Raw genomic sequence first — 19,542 nt, 5'->3', positions numbered from 1 at the left:
CATTCTCCTAGTTCTCTTCAAGTTCATCTTTGAGCGCCTGCACACGCTGTGCCAAGCGAACTTGGCGAAAACGCAGTCTATACATACCAAAACCCAATAAGATCATGCCAATCATGCATACACCCACGGTCATACCCATGTCGCCGGTCATGCCGCCCTCACGCAAAACGACGGGATGAATACTTGATGGGATCATGCGAGTAATCATGAGGCAGATCGGAACGTCGACCAGAGCAATTATGCTTATGACTGCCGAATAAACAGAGCGACGCTCTGGTTCATCGATGAAATTACGCAATACAAAATAGGCAATGATAATGAGCATCAAAATGAGATAGGTAGTCAAACGCGGATCCCAAGTCCACCATACTCCCCACTCAAAGCGCGTCCACAAATCACCGGTGATCATAGTGCAAATCACAAAGACCAGCGAGATCTCCATGGCCACCTTTGCACACGTGTCATAGCGCTGATTCTTTGTCATCAAAAAGCGAATAGAGTAATAACCCGCAAACGCCAGCGCAGCAAAAGACACAATGGCTACAGGCATATGGAAATAGAAAATCTTTTGCGACAGCAAAAGTTTTGAAGACACCATCTGCCCGCCAATCATTTCAGGCAGACCATCAACCGTTGCACCATTTACAGGTCCGGCATAGAAAAATGCCATGAGAAAACCGATGGTGGTCAGTACAGCACCCGCAAGCGTTGCCCAAAACGCTATTGTGTCGGGCCACTGCCCTCCTTCGGGCAGTGCTTGGCTCTTTTTCGCGTTCGCCATCACATACCTTCCTTTACGCTGAAATCACAAAATCGTACAAAACCCAACTCAATAAGAGCATGATTACGTCATAACCAGCAGCTAACAAAAGCGCTGGATAAAACACATCCAATGCCCCTTCTGCCCCCACAATGATTGCAGTGGTAGCAGAGGCGCATGCAAACAAAAGAGGGAAGATAATAGGCACAAACAATACCGCCAACATGACGTCTTTGCCGCGTGTGTTAACCGTAATAGTGGAAAGAAGCGTGCCAATTCCCGCCATACCAATTGTGCCCACTAACAGCGGCAACACCAAAAGCCAGAAGCTTTCGCCAGGAGTTACCGCCGTCAGGAAGAAGAAATAAAACAAGGGTACGGTAATTACTTCAACCGCAAGCAAAAACAAAACATTTGACGTTGCCTTTGCCAAGAAAATGACTGATCTATCTAGCGGTACAAGCAAAATGCCTTCAAGACAGCCTTGCTCTTTTTCATGATTAAAAGAGCGATTCAAGCCAAGCAGCGACGTAAATACAATGAGCGTCCACAAAAGACCACCGCTGACTTGCAAGAGATCTAATGCTTGGGTCGTCTGACCGAGCGCTGCACCAAATACCACCAGCACGAGCAGCGCGTAAATACCCATTGAAGTGAGCATCTCTTTCGTGCGAAACTCCTGCTCCAAGTCTTTGCGAAGCAGCGTTTTATACTGCTGGAATGTTGACGGGGTTTTCAAAACCACTGACATGTTAGGACACCCCCATTCCAACGGTCTCTTTATAGAGTGTTGAAAATGCACCAAATTCAAACTCTTCTTTTGGACCGAATGCCACTTCGCGACCTCGCGCAAGCACCAGCGCGTGTGTGCACATTTCAAATCCTTTTTGCAGATCATGACTGACCATAACAAAAGTACGACCTTCACGCTGTGCATCTATAAGCTCGTCAAAAATCTCAACCGCGTGAGGATCAAGACCCGAATAGGGCTCGTCTAAAAACACCACATCTGGATCGTTAATAAGCGCACGCGCAATAGAGAGACGCTGCGTCATGCCACGTGAAAATGTGCGCACAACATCCAAGCGGCGGTGCTTCAGCTCTACCGCTTCAAGCATTTCCATGACACGCGCTTGCGGATCTTGAACTCCATAAAGCTGTGCATACAAAAGCAAGTTCTGCTCAGCGGTCAGATCAGGGTACAGCATTGAATTATGCGAGATCAGGCCAATATGCTCACGTGCTTTGTCGGCATCTTCCTTGAGATCAATACCCATAAGAGTTGCTGATCCGGAAGTGGGACGAGAGAGCGTGGACAGCATGCGCAAAAGCGTTGTTTTGCCCGCACCATTTGGACCAAAAATAGATAAGAATGCGCCTTGAGGCACCTCAAGCGAGATGTTATCAACTGCCTTGCGCGTCCCAAATACCTTTGAGAGTTTTTTGGTAGTTATGGCCGATTGCATGCTATCCTCGCTCGCATTGCTTAGTCATTAAGGACATCATCAGAAGCTTCTGAGGTTTCAGAGACATCTGATGCTTCGGAAGCTGCTTGTTGCGCCGGCTCGTTTTTCGCACTCAATTTACGCGAAGCGCCACGTCCGCCTACTGTTGCAACAATCACGCCAGCCATGAGCAAGAAGAATCCTGCCCACACCTGAGTGATAAGCGGATTCACGCGTACGTCCATAGCAAGTTCGCCATCAGTGCTCATGCCGCGATATACAACAAACAGGTCCTCAGTGGGAAAACCAATCACACTTGCAATGAGTTTTTGTTGCTGGGTTGACTGTACAAACTGCACGGTAGGATCAACCGAACCAACAAAATTACCATCGCGATACACGTCAAAAAAGACGCGGTAGAAAATGTCGTCACCGTTAGGATCTTGCACCACTTCGTTGCCCGTGTAGGTCAGCGTAAAGTCCTGTATGGTAATGTCAGAAGCGGCCACGTCGGTCTCCTCGTCGTATTCAACATACGAAACGCGCTCCGTAACATACATGGACGAACCAATAAGGCCAACCAAAATGACTGCCATACCAAGATGCGCAATAAAGCCACCAAAGGCTGATGCACGGCGCGTCACCATGGCCACAAGCGCACTCCCTAAACTGCACGAATGAGCGTTTTTGTAAGTTGCAATTGCGCGACCAATCATGAACAGCGAATTAAAGAACAGAAGCGATGCCACCAACAAGCCCAGAACCGTCAAACCAAGGTAGTACCATGACGGCTGCAGCGTAGAAAGCATCTCAACAGCTGATTCGTCATGCACAAGACCCTCAGCGGTATAGGCTTGGGACATATAATATGCAAGATTGTCGTTGTAAGTCGGCACAAGATAGGTCACGAAGTACACCATCAAAAGCGCAAACAACACCAGTGCGCAAATGCCTGGCACCTTTGCGCGCTGAATAAATTGCTTTCCTTGCGTGCGACGCCAACCAAGAAGCGGGCAGACTGCCAAAATAGCAAGATAAATAATGCCAAGCGGGCGCGCGATAGCGTCAAAGGTCCCTGTTGACACTTGCTGACCACCAAACGGAAGCCAACTTGGAAGCGCTGAAGCAATGGTGAGATAGGCCAACAGTATGGCGAAAACCACCATGATCACGTTGTTGAAATAATAGGCTGCATCACGCGAAACCATACTCTCAACTTCGTCGTTGCCATTTTCAGAAGGACCAAAAGACTTGCGGCGAATAACCAAACCAACGATGCCAACCACAAGTGATGCCACAATAAGCACACCAAAGAGCACCAACGATACCGGGTCACCCTCAAAAGCGTGAACTGACTGCACCAGACCCGAGCGCGAAATGAAGGTACCCACAATAACAAAGGCAAAGGTCAAGCATGCACACATTACGCTCCAGCGCTTAAAGGCACCGCGCTGGCGATACACCGTAAAGGAGTGAATGAGCGCCACGCCCACAATCCAAGAAAGCAAGCTTGCATTTTCAACCGGGTCCCAACCCCAATAACCGCCCCAGCCTAATACCACGTAGGCCCAAACGGCACCAAGGCCGATGCCGATACCTAAAAACAGCCATGAAAACAGAGCGTAACGCTGCGAACGAATAACCCACTCTTTAGAGGAATCATTCACAATGAGTGCGCCAATTGCAAATGCAAAAGGAATAGTAAGACCAGCATATCCAACAAACAATGTCGGCGGATGAATTGCCATAGCCCAGTGCTCAAGCAAAGTATTCATACCCAACATAGAGGCGGCTGCAGTAAGCTGCCCGTCTGATGTGAAGTAACGCATCGGCGTCACAGTGAAAGGCATGTTGCTTTCCGAAAACAGCAGCACGCCAACAAAAGCTGCAAGCACTAATTGGGCAACCATCAATGCCATTGAATCAAGCTTATGCAAGCCCTTTAAGTTGCGAATAGCCACAACCGCATTAAAGACAGCAATGAGCCATGCCCAGAAAAGCAGCGAACCTTGGCGCCCTGCCCATAAGCCAGCAAGCTTATAGAGCCATGCATCTGCACCCGAGGCATCACTACGCTGATTCAAAACATATTCGATGGACACATCACCACTAAAGAAACAGTAGACCAAAATACCGCAGCAAAGCGTCAGAGCAAGTGCAGAAACGATTGCTGCTACGTGTCCACCCCACATCAGCATCTCGCCCGTATGGGATTCCTTCTTGCGGCTCATCACATAGCCGGCAAGCAGGCATACTACCGAAACGACGACGCCTGCAAATGCAACAAGCAACCCTATAAGACCCATGGTTGACATAGTTGTGTAATACCTCCTTTAAGCAAGATGCCTCCTACAAGACACCTTGTTAGTGTTCTACCGCTTATTGCGGAAGTGCAACTTCAGTTGCCTCAAATTTACCTTCATCGTTAACTGCACCCGTTACAACAACTGACGAATCTTCTTGAATCTCTTCCGAAAGAGCGCCATCAAAAAGAACGGAAATAGATGAACCTGTTTCGGGATCAACGAGCACAAAACGGTCCCCTTCGCCTGCAGCTTTTAAGGTACCGCCTTGAACATCACCTACCACCTTAACAGGCTTTCCAACAATATCTTTTCCGTACTCCAAAAGCTGGAATACTGAAAGAGCGTCAGATGAGTTCTCGTATTTTGACGGGCATTTCGTCACGAGTTCTGAGGCGTTCAGGACGCCATCTTCGCCAATTTTGCCAGTGCAGATTGCGGTTACGTCATTTCCAAACGTAGCCGAAACACCACCCGCATAGCGAACACGCAACTGCTTTGAAGAATCGCCTTCAGGATTGTAAATACTAAAAGTAAGCACGTTGTCTACTGTTTCGTAAGAGTTCTCCACGACATTGCCGCTTACTTGGATCTTCTGATCAGCCATGTTGCCGTTAGTGGCCTCTTCAATAGAGACTGTTTTTGCGGAGCTTGATCCGCCAACAACTGCAAGCACAATTACGAGCACGATGACAATAATGCCCGTTACCGCAATCATGCGACGTTTTGTCTTGGTGTTCATTTCCCCGCCTCCTCCAGCGTAGGTAGTCAAACGTTTATTTTCATGCAGCGCCTCTATGAAGCAAAACAGAAATTGGCGAATTACAGATTATCCCCACGAAGCTTTTACGTAACACGTGCAAGAAGCGTTTCGCAAATCACCAGGTGATATATGATGTATTACCTTGGCAATTCCTGGTTTACAACACAAGAGCCCGTCTTGGACTTACGTCCAAGACGGGCTCCCTCGGTTTTTGCTTATAAGTTCAGATTATCTGAAACTTATGCAGGCATGTTGAGTTTCTTCTCATCTGCCACTGAGATCCATCCCTCAGGAATGTCAGCATCATTGTGGCATTGTGAGCACTCGTTAACAGAGGCGCGATGTGCCTTGTGGCAGTCGCTGCACTCGTTAGCGCCGTGCTGAGCAACATGCGGGTTGCGCTCCATGTCAGCAGTCAGTGCGATCAGGTCGTCGCGCGTCATTGCGCCACCTTCACCGTTTGAATGGCAAGCTGCATTCAGGCAGAACTCGTCAGCCGGAATACCACGAGCCTCAACGAGATCTTCAAGGCTGCGCTCTTCGAGCGGGTTGACATAATTGCCGGTTACCCAGTTCATGCCCTCAGAAATCTGCTCGCTCAGTTGCGGAACGTGACAAGACATGCAAGTTGCACCTGCGCCGCCATCCTCAACAGAAGCTTTGTGCGTTACAGCAAGCATTGAATGGGTGTTTGAAACTTCATTGCCCCACTTGTCAACACCAGCAGTGTTGTCGGCCTGATCGTACGTCTGATTGTACGGATCCATTGGTGTATGGCAGATTGCGTTGCAGAAGCTCGGTTGCTCATGCCAAACCCAGAAGCCGGCACCGGCTGCAATCAAAACAACCACAACAATACCCACAACGATTGGCCACTTTTTCTTGCCCTTTTTGGGAGCAGCTTCCTTGGTTGCTGAGTCAGTTGAAGCAGTTGCCTCGGTGGCGGCTTCCACTTTGGTCTCTTCACTCATAGCTCTGTAACCCCCTTTCGGTTTTTACTCCTTTAGCTTGTAGAACTTATCCGAAAGACGAATTATTCTCCAACCCTCTTACGGATTTACAAGCACTTTACCAAAAGCATATTAACTGTCAACCTGAAAAAATCTATCACCCATTTAGGGGGAAATTAAAAAATCCATCTCCCCTCTACATAGTTATTTCTGCTCTTTTACGTCATTGTTCAGGGGTTTTGTCATCTTATAATAATGAGCGTTTACTCCCTTTGTCTTAAGACCTCAAAACGCTTCATGCGCTATTTTGCATGAAGATATGAGTTATATCGAAAATTGTGACATTCTTTTAACGGGCTTAGAACGTATGATTTCGGGAACCAAAGCCAATACGCAAGCATCCTCAAGGACGCACGAAGACTATATATGCATACATCTCTTCTCTACTTCGTCATCACAATAACTCAAAGAGCGATTGACAAAGCTCAGCGCAAACGGCAAAATAACACATTGCACATACGCCTGGGGCATTAGCTCAGCTGGGAGAGCGCGTGGTTCGCAATCACGAGGTCAGGGGTTCGATCCCCCTATGCTCCACCAGGACTTTCCAAGAAGCTCTCGCATTGAGGGCTTCTTTTGTATCTGCTTGGTAGTTAAAGGATGGCCGTCTATGCCTACCATTGTGATGACCGATAATGATTTTGGTGATTGCTCCTTTGAGCGCGACATGGTTGAAGCAGCTCATATCACTTTTATTAGTGCAGCAGACGTGACTTCGCTTCCTATGACCGAGCTTCGTACGCCCGCACAACTTATTAAATCACTCGCTCATGCAGACGGGGCTATTGCCTCTTATGGACACTACACCGCTGAAGTCTTTGCGGCATGCCCTCATCTCAAAGTGGTTTCTAAAACAGGTACTGGTGTGGATAACATTGATGTTGCTTGTGCAACCACAAACAACACCGCAGTGTGCAACGTTCCTGGGTATGGTACCGAAGTGGTTTCCGATCATGCGTTAGCACTTGCGCTTACAAGCATTCGCCGCATCAACGAAATTGACGCAGATATGCATGCGGGTACATGGGATTTTCGCCGTCATAGACCACTTGGACAAATTAGCGGACGCACGTTTGGCGTTGTGGGTTATGGAGCAATTGGCAAGGCATGTGCGCGCAAAGCTGCAGGCATAGGTTTTTCTGTAGTGGTTTGGGACCGCTCCCTAACCCCAGGTGGCACCACTGAAGCTGGCTATCCCATACTTAATCTAGAGCAACTTCTTCAAACCGCCGATACCATTAGCTTTCATGTTGCGCTCACACCTGACACATACCACCTGCTCAACAAGGACAACCTGAAACTACTTAAACCGAACGCAATTGTGGTAAACACCTCGCGCGGCGCAGTTATTGACACCGTAGCGCTTGCTGAAGCACTCAATAGCGAAAAGCTCTGGGGTGCCGCACTTGACGTGTTTGAAGAAGAGCCCCTCTCTGCTGATGCGCCCATCTGCCACGCAAAACACACCGTACTTACCTCACATGCAGCATACTGGTCAGAAGAATCCATTGTGGAACTGCGTAAGCGTTGCACACAAAATGCTATTGACGTAGTGCTCGGAAAAACTCCTGATAGTTGCGTCAATCCTGAAGTACTCCCCGCCGCTTTTGCGAAATAGCTGCGCAAGTTGCGCGCGAGCACCAAAAAGCGCGCCCGACTGAGCAGGCGCGCCAACAATACCGCAAACATGAACGCTTAAATGCGCATCTATCAAAGTGTATGACCGCTCCTAGCGGCGCTGTCATACATTATTGCAAAGCAATAGCCAAGCGTTTCGCTACTGCCTTAATAAAGTCACCCGTTGAAAGCGTAGTTGGATTTTCAAGCGTCGTGATACGAGCAAGGTCGCCCGTCATTTCGCCATCTTCAATAGTTCCAAGCGTTGCCGCCTCCAATTGGTTAGCGAAGTTCACCAATTCAGGCAGCTCATCAAGCTCACCGCGCTTGCGCAGCGCTCCGCTCCACGCAAAAATCGTGGCAACTGAGTTCGTGGAAGTCTCTTGTCCCTCAAGATGCTTGTAATAGTGGCGCTGCACAGTACCATGTGCAGCCTCATATTCATACACTCCTGCAGGCGATACCAAAACCGAGGTCATCATAGCAAGCGAACCAAACGCCGATGAAACCATGTCACTCATCACGTCGCCGTCGTAGTTTTTGCATGCCCAAATAAAACCGCCTTCAGCTTTCATTACGCGCGCAACTGCGTCGTCGATAAGCGTATAAAAGTACTCAATGCCGGCTTGAGCAAAGCGCTCGGCGTATTCACGATCAAAGATTTCCTGGAAGATATCTTTGAAGCGATGATCGTAAATCTTTGAGATGGTGTCTTTTGTGGCAAACCACAGATCTTGCTGCGTATCCAGCGCAAACTCGAAGCAGCTCCTTGCAAAGCTTTCAATGGAAGCATCGACATTATGCATGCCTTGCACAACACCCGGACCTTCAAAGGTAAAGACAACCTCGCGCTTTTCTTCGCCCTGATCCCCGGTGTACACCAACTCAACAGTGCCCGGCGCGTCAATGCGCATCTCGGTGTTTTTGTAAACGTCTCCATACGCATGACGTGCGATGGTGATAGGTTTGGTCCAGTTGCGAACACACGGTTCAATGCAGTTCACCACGATAGGAGTACGAAACACCGTACCATCAAGCATGGCGCGGATAGTACCATTCGGGCTTTTCCACATCTGCTTGAGGTCATATTCACTCATACGTGCAGCGTTGGGTGTGATTGTTGCGCATTTGACAGCTACACCCAGGCGCTTGGTGGCTTCAGCAGACTCCACCGTTACGCGGTCATCGGTAGCGTTTCGGTGTTCCAGACCAAGGTCAAAATACTCGGTTTTCAGATCAACGAATGGACAAATGAGATCGTCTTTAATCATCTGCCAGATGATGCGCGTCATCTCATCGCCATCCATCTCAACGAGCGGAGTTTTCATCTCAATCTTGTTCATAGTGCTCCTTTGCCCTACCGGCTTTCTTATAACTCACAGAGGTGTGGCGGCTTTAGTGGCCCGCCACAGAGCAACCACAGCCACCCCGTAAATAAACCACCAGACCAATAATGAACTATAGTAGCGCGCCCAAGGAGCAAGATGGCTTACGAATCGACAGGTAACCTAGATTTAGCATTTGCTAACATAAAAATTGTTTCATGCTGAAAAGCCATCTATTTCTTAGCGCTGCAGGTGCAGAAAGGCTCATCAAATTGATAATTTATAAGTAGTCACCTGGTATTTCTTTGAGAAATTATTTCCTAAAATGGGGTTGAATTGTCAGCAATTCTTATTGTAGTTTGTTACCAAGCTGTTAACGAAGAATACATAAGCAACCCTTCGTAAAGAGCTTGTTGTCTGTTGTCCATGAGAAGAGAGGGGGGACTTGCCTAAATGAGCGTAAGCACCGATTGCGATTTGAATCGCCGCATTATTGCCGTTTCGCGTTTTATCGGCTCCTTTTTTAGCGACGATTCCCCACTTTGCGAAGAGCACCATCGTTCACTCGATGTGCATTCATGCGAAACTGCGCTTCGCCATGTGGCACGGCAATCAGAGAAAGCATGTTCTCGTCTGGCAAAAAACGCGCAGAGCTAGTTTTTGTCAGCCCAAACTCGGAGCAGTAAAACAAAACAACTGGTCAACATGTTTTCGCCAAACCCCTCTTGAGGCTAGAGGGGTTTCTTTTTGCCCACGTTTCATTGAGAACGCCCATTCTTTAGTGGTGACGGCTATACTAGTGCGCATGAATACTTCACATAACAATTGCCGTGCTACCACTCAACTTGACCGCCCCGTTGTCGATCAAGTTAGTCACGACACCATCCCTTATGAAGATTATTGCCAGACCACCGGACCAAATGAAGCCGGAATGATTACCCAGCAGTTTCTGGCCTTCAATACCGTCATTACGCTTCAAGCCTTCGGTGACCCTGATCATGTACGAGCAGCGTTTGACGCAGCCCGAGCACAATGCCGCACCTACGAACGTCTTTTTTCGCGAACACTCGCTCATTCAGACATTGCTCGCATCAACAATGCAGGTGGCAAGCGCGTTAGCATCAGCAGCGACACCGCCAAGCTTATCCAGGCAGCACTCTATTATTGCCAACAAGCAGACGGTCTTTTCGACATCACCATCGGCAAGGCTGTTGCGCTCTGGAACTTTCACGAAGGCACAATTGCACCCGAAAAGCAGCTAAAAGCAGCACTTGCGCATGTCAACTGGAAAAATGTTCATGTTGAACAAACAAACGATGGCGCGTTTGCCTATCTAGACGACCCTGAAGCGGCACTTGACCTGGGCGGGATTGCAAAAGGCTGGATGGCCGATCAACTCACCGAGCTCCTTGAGAGTGAAGGCTTAAGTAACTTTATTGTCAATCTTGGTGGTAATGTGGTTGTTCGTGGCGAAAAACCCAATGGTCAGCCATGGCGCGTAGGTTTACAAGATCCGTTCAACAAAGAAGGCATCTTGGGAGGTATTGAGCTCACGAATGCTTCAGCGGTTACCAGCGGCACCTACGAACGAAGCTTCACCCATGATGGCAAAACTTACCATCACATTCTTGATCCCAAAACGGGCTATCCCGTAGAAACAGACGCCGCAGGAGTAACAGTGGTAACGCGTAACTCTCTTGATGCCGAGGGCTATTCGACCACATTGCTGGCACTTGGTATTGAACGCGGTTTGGCCTTCGCAAAAATGCATCCTGAGATCTTAAACGTCTTTTTCGTTGATCAGGAGAGAGGCATTTACACCCTCCGATAAAAATGCACCACCCCGTAAGTGCACAAAGCGCTAACGTGCACCAACAATAAGAGCCGCACATAATTCATGCGGCTCTTGTGAAACAACAAGTTTAATTATTGGTGGTGACACTTCGTATAAATTAAGCACAATCTGGACAAGCTCTCAAAAGCGCCCAAGTGTTGCAGCTACATACGCTAGGACAAAACCGTTTCTTCTTCGTCCTCTTCAACCATTTCCGTGAAGTCAGCACCCAAAACATCGTTTTCTGGGATAAACGGTTCAAAGAGTGGCTCGCCATTTTGAGAAAGCTCAACCATTCCCGTTAGAACATCAACATACTGGTAAGACTGACGTGCCGTACGACCGCGCTTGCGATCAACTTCCATAATGAAAAGCTGCGGATGCACCTGCATCAATACGCCTTCGCTCTCAATGATCTTCGAACGACCCATGTTAGCGCGCACCTTCAAACGCTGGCCCACAAAATCATCAAGCGTATCGTGAATGGAGTCTACAATCTTTGCCTGTTTCGCTAAATCCATGCTCAGTATCCTCATAGAGATTCGGTTACAGTGATAACGGCTCAAAATTTTATCACGTTTGTCAAGCTTCTACACAATCTGCAAACTTGCGTCATCTTTTGAGCAAACCTCACTGAGACACTTATTCTTCTTGCTGCACAACCCCAGACTTATAGCCCTTTAGGAGAAGAGTCGTCGAAGACAACATCATTGTTGCTGCACACCCCCAGACTGAAAGCGGTAGTGCTGCGCGCTAAAAGCGCCTTTCCGCGCATCAAGAAGCGCCTGCAATAAAACCGCACGATCAGCGCTTGTTCAGCAGCTTATCAAGCTCCTCGTAAGAGTGTGCGCCGGTTTTGCTGTAGATGCCCTGAACATGCGAACGCACGGTTGCCACAGATACCACAAGCACTTCGCTAATCTCTTTGGGGCGTTTGTCGCGTGAAAGAAGTAGCAAAATCTCAGACTCCCGTTCGGTAAGGCCGAACTCGCGCGAAACTTCCTCACAGCGTAAATCCAGCTCGCGATTCATCTTTGCTCGAGGGTCCTCATGAGGAATAAGCCCCCAAACAGTCTTGGCGTACTTCTCGGAATTCATATTGAATGTCACCAGTGTCAACAAACCAAATACAACCGCGCCAATAATGCTAAACGTAGAGGCATCAAGCACGACGTTTTCGTGCACTATCGTTCCAATCATGTTGCCGCAAAAAAATCCCACAGCACGAATAAAAAAGGCTCGACCAAACACCTGAGCTGGCGAGCTATTGATTGCCAAGGCAATGGTATAGCTTGCCGTGGCCAAAAGTGCGTCGAAGTAGTATAGGGCGCATGCCTGCAAAACAAGCGCAGGCAAAAACTCTGTTTTGGTGGTCAGTGGGCCAAGCAGCGCCGCAATGGTCACAACAGGAAAGACAAAACGATAAAAACGATTCCAAATACTCGCAACATTTTGCACGTCTGCCGGTCGAACTGTCCACGCATACAACCCAAACGCTACAACCGCACCAATGATAAAGGTAACCACACGCGCATATACACCAAGCGGCAAAGCGAGCGGAATGACATGCATAAACCCAAATACACATGCATACAAACCTACAATTGCAAACAACCTAATATAAACAGGTATTCGGTGACGAGCACTATCGCCACTTTCCACCTGCGCACGAATTGGCTGCTCATGTGCCTCATAGGCTTTGTGCAGCGCTTCACTTTTTCCAAGTGCAAGCACATAACTGACAGCTGCAATAATAACCAACGCATTATGAAGCAGCGCTGAAACTTCAAGTGGTGCACTCACTTCAAGCGCACTAAAAAGCCCTTGCACGAGAGCGATCATGGACAAGAACACAATCATGACCGTCATGATCATCTGTCGAGGAGACAAGCAGCGAACAACTTGCACGCACACAATGACAAATAGTGCACTCACCGCAGCCCCGAGAATCTGCACTGTCACCATCAGCCACCATGAATCAGGATGCTGCAATGCATAATAAAAAGACGCCACTATAACAAATTGCACAACAAAATAGGCAATCCACCAAGCACGATTGAATGCAAGACTGCGCAGCCGACTCCAACTCAAAAATGAAGCTGCCAGCCCAAGAATCAGCCCCACAGAATGAGCATCACAGGAATATGCGCGAACGTTATGAACCTGCCCGTCAACAAAAGAGTAGCCAAGTTGCCAACTAGCCGATTCGTGAAGCAGTGTGGAAGAGCTTGCAATACAAATGAGCGCTATAAGCACCATCACAGACCCGCATGGTAAAAAACACCGCGCCTCGGTATGCACTTGTGCCTGCTGAGTTTTTGCCATCCTGGCACTCAACGTAGCGCCCCTCCCCTTCGCACTGCTGAACACCGTCTACTTTGGTCGAAAATCTTTGCTTTGCAAAGATTACCACGCTTCATGCGTAAACGCCGAATCGTAAGCACAATATCGATCAGGTATTTTGCAAAATTCATCAACAGTTGATGAGATAAAGACATCCAGTACTTCGCAATTCCACAACACTTGCTGATCACAGGTTTTTCACCTGTTCGTAAACTCAAGATACGCGCATGGAGTGAATTGAAGGTGCTTGGGGTGAGAAAGCGGATTCGATTTGCCTGTGCATAACCCGACCCATCAAGGAGAGGAGAGGCAGATGAAAGCTGTCAAGACTCAGAGCGTGTCAAGGGGACGCGCACTGGCTATCGTCGCAGCAAGCATGCTTGCACTGACGCTCGTTTTGTGGGGATGTGCCCCCAAGGCAAGCTCAGATGATGCTGATAGCACCGCTTCGCAATCAAGCGAAGCAACCGCAGACAATAATGCTGCAGATTCTATGTATCCGAAATTTACCGATCGCACGGCAGGTTTATTCCCGGACACATACTTTAACGAGAACTATCTCAATACGGGCAACCGCGGCTGCAACGCATGCCATGAGAATCTGTTCGACAAGATGGTCAACAAAAATGGCTATACGCACATTTTGAGCTATGTTGGCTATGACAAAAACGGCACGTACAAAGACTGCGAGCCGTGCCACCGCGGCCACATGACGCTCACCGGTCCGTACCTCGGCGACGCAATGCATGCAAGCCACTACAGCTCTGAGATGTTCTTAGAGGCTGATGGCAATTGCTGGAGCTGCCATGCAGTCAATTCAGATGGCGAAATGGGCGAATACCAATTCATGTTATGGGAAGACTACTATGACCAGGCAGCTTTGGGCGGCTACCCATGGCTGGCTGACGATGAGTCCACTCGCGCTTGGGTTGAATCTCGCGGCTACGCAGGCGGCTACCTCACCGAAATGGCCGTAGACACTGATCCGCAAATTGAAGTGAGCTTTGCTCAAGACGCAACCGACGCCGACGACGTATTCGTTGTTAACAACTGGGGTCCAGACGCTATTGACCTTGATGCCATTTCGGCTGATGACAACCCGCTGACCATCACTGGTGTCAACAATCCTCGCACCTTCACGGTTGAAGAGATTCGCGCAATGCCGCAAGTTGAATTCACCGCTCAGCAATCATGCGCAACCAACGGCGAAGGCGGCGCTCTCATGGAGAACCTCCCCATGGCTGGCGTTCCACTGAGCTATCTTGTTGAGCAATGCGGCGGTCTTGTTGAGGGCACCAACGCCATCAACGCTGCAGGCAATGATGGTTGGGCAGCATTCCCGCCGATGGACTTCCAGCTTGAGCTGCTCTATGAGGACACTTATGTGGTCACACAAATGTATGGCGAAAACCTCACCGTTAACCAAGGTGCTCCGCTTATGCTGGTTCCCTGCGGTATGCCTGGCGCACAATGGGTAAAACACCTCGGCAGCATTGACTTCAAAGTTGCGGATCAATTTATGGACGGCCCAACTTATGCTGCATCAACCGCTCCATCTCCGAAGATCAACGTTAATGGCATGTGGTTCCAAAACGATGGCATCACCGCTAAGGTTGGTGAAACCATCAATCTCACTGGCGCTTGCACCAGCTGGGCAAAGTTTGTTGGCGAACTGGACACAATCCGCTTCAGCTTCGATATGGGTCAGAATTGGGTTGAGTACAAAGTGAGCGAAGAAGTGCCTGACTTCGACAAATATCAATGGGTGAACTACTCCATGGATTGGACGCCAACAAAAGCCGGTAAATACCAGGTCAAGCTGGATGCTGTCGACACCGAAGGCAACCACATCACCAACCCAACCACCCTGTTCGTAACGGTAGAAGAATAAAGGAACGCGGTGATATTCATGAAACAACAAACGATTAAAACCGCAGGTGCATTACTCAGTGCTGCTGCATTAATCTCCGGTGGCGCTGTAAGTGTTGCCGCCGCCGCTCCGGCCGCCCCTGCACAGCAAGACCCGCAGGCAACGGTCGAGCAGACTGATATCGTAAGCGTCAATGTTGAAGAGCGCGCAGTTGAAGGTACTTTTGGCTACAGCCAAGACGTTGTATCTTCTACGGAGCAAATCTCGTGCATCTTCTGCAAAGCTGCAGCTACGCTCTGTGCTGGCCTGCCGCAATATTCAGCGCAGTTGGTCAACCCTAGCATCACGGTAAGCGCCGACAATGGCGTCAGCTTTGAGGCAAATGTTGCCGATATGGCCGCTGACGAAGATGCAACCTCCTACGTCATGGCATGCGCATGCGCTACCAACGTCGCTGGTGGCGGCGCTGTTGCAAACGCTGATGTAAGTGGTGTTTCGTTGGCAAGCGTACTAAATTACATCGCCGGCTAACGCTTCTGCTTACCAAACGCTCCCTCTTATGCCCTTGCGCCATGTGCGCAAGGGCATTTTTGTTGCAGGGAAATTTGTGTTCGCGAGCTGCGTTGTATCCGCAACCCGCGCCGACACCCGCTTCGCGCTGGTGCTCGCCCGGCTCAGACGACCGCGCTGGCGTTTTCCGCCTGCGCCGGCGTTCGCCCTGTTCAGGTGGCTGTCTGAGCAGGCGGCGTGATAAAATTTGCAATTAAACACCAAACTTTGGCAGGAAAAGTAGCCGAATAGGTGGATTGGGCTTCAAAATGGCTGGAAAAGTTGCCGATTAGGTGGGTCATCCTCCAAAAACCGCCAAATATTAGTTCAGTGTTGCAACAAAATCGTTACAGCAGTTTCGCGCAGATTGCGCAAGTTTGCCAGATTTACGCAGGTTCGTCCAATTTCGCCCTCATTCGCCAGCCTTCACGATATCACCAGTTCAGAAGTATATACGCTCTCTGCATCACAAGAGCAAGCTTAAAATCACCGCAACAATTGCTTGCCTCCCGATGCCGCGATCGTCATGTACCGAGCATCTGTCCCATAGACAGTACTACGAAATCTTGCACGTTCTCATACAATCATGTTGCATGTAAAAAGAGTATGGTTGCAAATATCTTCACGCCCCCAACCACCCTACAGAATGGAGCTGCTATGACTCAGCCCAGTATCAAACAGCACAATAAGAAAGCTGACAATACACGTACTCCTGGCGAACAGCTTCGCGCAATTGTCTATGGTGCTGCTGTTGGAGATGCTCTCGGCGTGCCGTACGAATTCATGGCGCGCGACACATTTACCTGCACAGATATGGTTGGCGGTGGCGCACATCGACAACCAAAAGGTACCTTTTCCGATGATACTTCTCTGCTTTTAGCCACCTGCGACAGTATCAGGCACAAGAGAAAAATTGACGTAAAAGATATGCTTCAACGCTTCAGACAATGGAGCTACGAAGGTGCTTATGCAATTGATGGGGCTGTATTTGACATTGGAAGAACTGTGGCAACGGCGCTCTCTGAAGGGGCAGGTCGCTCAGACGAATATTCCAATGGAAATGGGTCGCTTATGCGCATTGCGCCACTTGCTCTCACGAACGCAACCAACAAACAAATTGCTGAGGTATCAGGCATTACACACAACCATAGCCTCTCAAAACAAGCTTGCATAACCTTTGTCAGAATCTTGAGAGAAGTACGACTGTCCGCAGATCTTCCCGCCGCCATTGCAAAAAACATCCCCGACGACCCCCGTTTTTCCTTCATGGAAAATCTCTCTGAGATGTCGCGTGACGAAGTCTCCTCTGGTGGATACGTCATGGATACACTGTGCGCAGCTCTTTGGTGCGCCCTCCACACCAACAGTTATGAACAATGTGTGCAAAGCGCAGTAAATCTTGGCAGAGACACCGATACCACGGCATGCGTCGCTGGCGCATTGGCAGGTGCGCTTTATGGCCAAGAAGCTATACCTACCAAGTGGCTTTCGGATTTGCGCGGCAAAGACATCATTGAAAGCTGCCTGTTTTTGTAATCCAAGCACCTATCACAAGACAAATACGCCACGAAACATGCAATTCCGTGCACGTATGCATGGGAATAACCCTTTGCGCAAAAATCTCAAGTAAAGTTAATTTATTTGCTTATATAAGCTTTTGATCAGCATTAACGCAAAATACCCCAATGCGGGTGACGCAGGATTTTTCTTCCCAAACTACTATGACGCCACTTCGTCATTAGAGACGCTGTTATCAATTTTGATTCCTTAGGAGGGAAGAATGGCGCAAGGTATTTCACGTCGTAGTTTTTTGTCAGGTGCAGCATTAGCAGCAGGCGCTGCAGCAGCAGCCGGTTTATCGGGATGCGCTCCGCAGTCGCCACAAGACGCCATGGCCAAAACAGGCTCTGCTGTTGACGAAAGCGGTATGGCTGTCGTTGGCAAGACGCCGGCTTGGCTTGGGGAAGCTCCCGAAATTGCCGCAGAGGACATTATTGAAACAAAAGAGACTCAACTGCTCATTGTAGGCGCAGGCAATGCAGGTCTTGCCGCTGCTGTAACGGCACAAGATCTCGGCCTTGATTTTTTGTTGGCCGAAAAGGCGGGCACCGTTTCTACCACACGTAGTTGGTATGGTGCAGTTAACATTCCAGAGTGCGCTGAAGCAGGCAAGTCTGTTGACACCATCAAGCTTAACAACGTTTTGCGCCAAGCTTTCTGGGGCAAAAATGATATGCGTACCACAAAAACATGGCTCAACGAATCTGCTGAAATGCATGAGTGGGTCAAAAACATCATGGATCAATATGGCTTTGCAGTAAACTTTGATTCAGACCAAGGCGAAGGTCGTGGTGGTGTTGGCATTGACATGTATGTACCGCCCATCCAGGTAAATTACAATCCGCGTGAGGATTGCCCTGAGGAAAACAAGGAACTCTCTCGTAACCAAATCTTTGAAGACCTGCTCAATAAACAAGGTAACGAAGTATTGTATGGCTACGATCTTGCAAAGCTTTTAACTGATGAAAGTGGAGCTGTTACAGGCGCAATCTTTGAGACGCGCGAAGGCTTCGTGCAGATCAACGCAAAAAATGTCATGCTCACAACTGGTGGCTACGCAGCAAACCCTGACATGATGGATGGCATTAACCCCATTCTGTCACGCTGCCTGACCTCATCAGACTGGGAGCCAAGCAACACCGGCATGGGTATCAAAGCTGGGCTTTGGGCTGGTGCCATGAAAGATCCCGGTGCCGCAGCTTTCGTCTTTGACCGTGGCGCTGTTACACCAGGCACGAAAGCTGGCTGGACCGAAGAGAGCGTGGCAGCAGGAGAGCCCATGCTTCCAACTGCGGGCCAATTCAATCCAGGTTCACAGCCGTTCTTGAAAATGAATCTCCATGGCGAGCGCTTCACGAACGAGTCAGGCAATTACGACTGGCTACCTTATGCTGCAGCCTCACAACCGGGTGGAGTTTATCTCGAAGTTTGGGATGCAAACTTCGCCTCCGATGTTGAGCGTTTCCACAGTCTTGGCTGTGCAAGCTTAACAAACCTAATTGTTAATGTTATGGGCGCAGGCACTGATGGTTTCTTGCAAGAGTGGATTGATAAAGGCATCGTCATAAAGGCCGATACGCTTGAGGAACTTGCCGACGGATTGCTTCTTGAAGGAGATCACAAGAAGAACTTCCTTGCCTCAATTGAGCGTTACAACGAACTTTACGACAAGGGAGAGGACGAAGACTTTGGTAAAGAGCCTTATCTCTTGTCCGAGATTCGCACTGCACCATTTTATGGAGTAACACTAGGAGGTACACTGCTTGATACCTCCGACGGTTTGCGCATTAATGCTGACGGACAGGTACTCAAGACCGATGGCGACGTTCTTCCTGGTCTTTACGCTGCAGGCAACTGTGCTGGTTCGCTCTTCGCAGATGGCTACTACAACCTTACCCATGGCATGGCTTGCGGTCGCTTGTTGACGTTTGCACGTCATGGTGTACGCCATATCGCAGGTGACTTAGACTAAGCGATTTAAAGACTTACTCATACCCTCCCGTTAGGGACGACGCATATCCAACCGCGTCGTCCCTTTCCGCACATTTGGAAAGTACCAAGATTCATACCAATGGTGACATTATGTGTATTATTGGAAAACATATTAATCTGATACATTCGGCGTACTGATATCTCGTACAAAACATGATAACCAAGAAGGTC

General features: G+C 49.0%; 15 protein-coding genes and 1 tRNA gene. 7 read left to right on the top strand and 9 right to left on the bottom strand.

Annotated features, from left to right (window positions below; all coding sequences use genetic code 11):
• Positions 1-7: 7 nt before the first annotated feature.
• From NFR28_RS03475 to cgr1, 6 genes are all read right to left on the bottom strand, one after another.
• Positions 8-781, bottom strand: a complete 774-nt coding sequence (locus tag NFR28_RS03475; protein ID WP_251178444.1) for a cytochrome c biogenesis protein — start codon at positions 779-781, stop codon at positions 8-10.
• Between the two features lie 13 nt (positions 782-794).
• A complete protein-coding gene (locus NFR28_RS03470; protein WP_251178443.1) occupies positions 795-1,511 on the bottom strand; it encodes a heme exporter protein CcmB in 717 nt (238 codons plus the stop codon).
• A gap of 1 nt (position 1,512) precedes the next feature.
• Positions 1,513-2,226 (bottom strand): ABC transporter ATP-binding protein, encoded by a 714-nt coding sequence (locus tag NFR28_RS03465; RefSeq protein ID WP_251178442.1) that lies wholly within the window; start codon positions 2,224-2,226, stop codon positions 1,513-1,515.
• 20 nt (positions 2,227-2,246) lie between these two features.
• Positions 2,247-4,520 (bottom strand): heme lyase CcmF/NrfE family subunit, encoded by a 2,274-nt coding sequence (locus NFR28_RS03460; RefSeq protein WP_251178441.1) that lies wholly within the window; start codon positions 4,518-4,520, stop codon positions 2,247-2,249.
• Between the two features lie 64 nt (positions 4,521-4,584).
• Entirely contained in the window at positions 4,585-5,250 is a 666-nt protein-coding gene (locus NFR28_RS03455; RefSeq protein ID WP_251178440.1) for a cytochrome c maturation protein CcmE domain-containing protein, read from the bottom strand.
• Positions 5,251-5,510: 260 nt separating this feature from the next.
• Complete coding sequence (gene cgr1 / locus NFR28_RS03450) at positions 5,511-6,242, bottom strand: cytochrome c-type protein Cgr1 (RefSeq protein ID WP_251178439.1); 732 nt, start codon at positions 6,240-6,242, stop codon at positions 5,511-5,513.
• A 503-nt stretch (positions 6,243-6,745) separates the two neighbouring features.
• Between cgr1 and NFR28_RS03445 the strand changes: the two genes are divergently transcribed.
• Both NFR28_RS03445 and NFR28_RS03440 read left to right on the top strand, forming a co-directional pair.
• Positions 6,746-6,821: transfer RNA gene (locus tag NFR28_RS03445), tRNA-Ala, on the top strand.
• Between the two features lie 70 nt (positions 6,822-6,891).
• Positions 6,892-7,899 (top strand): C-terminal binding protein, encoded by a 1,008-nt coding sequence (locus NFR28_RS03440; protein WP_251178438.1) that lies wholly within the window; start codon positions 6,892-6,894, stop codon positions 7,897-7,899.
• A gap of 130 nt (positions 7,900-8,029) precedes the next feature.
• On the opposite strand, the gene NFR28_RS03435 is transcribed toward NFR28_RS03440, so the two are convergent.
• Positions 8,030-9,241, bottom strand: coding sequence for an NADP-dependent isocitrate dehydrogenase (locus tag NFR28_RS03435; protein WP_251178437.1), 1,212 nt, complete (start codon positions 9,239-9,241; stop codon positions 8,030-8,032).
• Positions 9,242-10,028: 787 nt separating this feature from the next.
• On the opposite strand from NFR28_RS03435, the gene NFR28_RS03430 reads away from it, so the two are divergent.
• Entirely contained in the window at positions 10,029-11,054 is a 1,026-nt protein-coding gene (locus tag NFR28_RS03430) for an FAD:protein FMN transferase (protein WP_251178436.1), read from the top strand.
• Between the two features lie 176 nt (positions 11,055-11,230).
• Here NFR28_RS03430 and NFR28_RS03425 read toward each other — a convergent pair whose 3' ends face one another.
• Entirely contained in the window at positions 11,231-11,578 is a 348-nt protein-coding gene (locus NFR28_RS03425; RefSeq protein WP_251178435.1) for a Veg family protein, read from the bottom strand.
• A gap of 283 nt (positions 11,579-11,861) precedes the next feature.
• Positions 11,862-13,382, bottom strand: coding sequence for a response regulator transcription factor (locus NFR28_RS03420; protein WP_251178434.1), 1,521 nt, complete (start codon positions 13,380-13,382; stop codon positions 11,862-11,864).
• A 331-nt stretch (positions 13,383-13,713) separates the two neighbouring features.
• Here NFR28_RS03420 and NFR28_RS03415 point away from each other — a divergent pair, with 331 nt between their 5' ends.
• The 4 genes from NFR28_RS03415 (at position 13,714) to NFR28_RS03400 (ending at position 19,351) form a co-directional block, all read left to right on the top strand.
• On the top strand, positions 13,714-15,291 hold the full coding sequence (locus tag NFR28_RS03415) for a molybdopterin-dependent oxidoreductase (RefSeq protein ID WP_251178433.1): 1,578 nt from the start codon (positions 13,714-13,716) through the stop codon (positions 15,289-15,291).
• An 18-nt stretch (positions 15,292-15,309) separates the two neighbouring features.
• On the top strand, positions 15,310-15,801 hold the full coding sequence (locus NFR28_RS03410) for a hypothetical protein (protein WP_251178432.1): 492 nt from the start codon (positions 15,310-15,312) through the stop codon (positions 15,799-15,801).
• A gap of 675 nt (positions 15,802-16,476) precedes the next feature.
• On the top strand, positions 16,477-17,355 hold the full coding sequence (locus NFR28_RS03405) for an ADP-ribosylglycohydrolase family protein (RefSeq protein ID WP_251178431.1): 879 nt from the start codon (positions 16,477-16,479) through the stop codon (positions 17,353-17,355).
• A gap of 244 nt (positions 17,356-17,599) precedes the next feature.
• Positions 17,600-19,351, top strand: coding sequence for an FAD-binding protein (locus tag NFR28_RS03400; protein ID WP_251178430.1), 1,752 nt, complete (start codon positions 17,600-17,602; stop codon positions 19,349-19,351).
• Positions 19,352-19,542 lie beyond the last annotated feature (191 nt).

Source organism: Adlercreutzia agrestimuris (assembly GCF_943193125.1).
Lineage (GTDB): Bacteria > Actinomycetota > Coriobacteriia > Coriobacteriales > Eggerthellaceae > Xiamenia > Xiamenia agrestimuris.
Note: the sequence above shows the minus strand (reverse complement) of the source record. Positions and strands in the feature narration are given on the sequence as shown.

Bases quoted from the DNA above. Each gene is read 5' to 3' on its own strand.
- NFR28_RS03455 (WP_251178440.1), bottom strand. From the start codon at position 5,250: ATGAACACCAAGACAAAACGTCGCATGATTGCGGTAACGGGCATTATT.
- NFR28_RS03400 (WP_251178430.1), top strand. From the start codon at position 17,600: ATGGCGCAAGGTATTTCACGTCGTAGTTTTTTGTCAGGTGCAGCATTA.
- NFR28_RS03465 (WP_251178442.1), bottom strand. From the start codon at position 2,226: ATGCAATCGGCCATAACTACCAAAAAACTCTCAAAGGTATTTGGGACG.
- NFR28_RS03440 (WP_251178438.1), top strand. From the start codon at position 6,892: ATGCCTACCATTGTGATGACCGATAATGATTTTGGTGATTGCTCCTTT.
- NFR28_RS03475 (WP_251178444.1), bottom strand. From the start codon at position 781: ATGGCGAACGCGAAAAAGAGCCAAGCACTGCCCGAAGGAGGGCAGTGG.
- NFR28_RS03415 (WP_251178433.1), top strand. From the start codon at position 13,714: ATGAAAGCTGTCAAGACTCAGAGCGTGTCAAGGGGACGCGCACTGGCT.
- NFR28_RS03425 (WP_251178435.1), bottom strand. From the start codon at position 11,578: ATGGATTTAGCGAAACAGGCAAAGATTGTAGACTCCATTCACGATACG.
- NFR28_RS03410 (WP_251178432.1), top strand. From the start codon at position 15,310: ATGAAACAACAAACGATTAAAACCGCAGGTGCATTACTCAGTGCTGCT.
- cgr1 (WP_251178439.1), bottom strand. From the start codon at position 6,242: ATGAGTGAAGAGACCAAAGTGGAAGCCGCCACCGAGGCAACTGCTTCA.
- NFR28_RS03460 (WP_251178441.1), bottom strand. From the start codon at position 4,520: ATGTCAACCATGGGTCTTATAGGGTTGCTTGTTGCATTTGCAGGCGTC.
- NFR28_RS03435 (WP_251178437.1), bottom strand. From the start codon at position 9,241: ATGAACAAGATTGAGATGAAAACTCCGCTCGTTGAGATGGATGGCGAT.
- NFR28_RS03470 (WP_251178443.1), bottom strand. From the start codon at position 1,511: ATGTCAGTGGTTTTGAAAACCCCGTCAACATTCCAGCAGTATAAAACG.
- NFR28_RS03405 (WP_251178431.1), top strand. From the start codon at position 16,477: ATGACTCAGCCCAGTATCAAACAGCACAATAAGAAAGCTGACAATACA.
- NFR28_RS03420 (WP_251178434.1), bottom strand. From the start codon at position 13,382: ATGGCAAAAACTCAGCAGGCACAAGTGCATACCGAGGCGCGGTGTTTT.
- NFR28_RS03430 (WP_251178436.1), top strand. From the start codon at position 10,029: ATGAATACTTCACATAACAATTGCCGTGCTACCACTCAACTTGACCGC.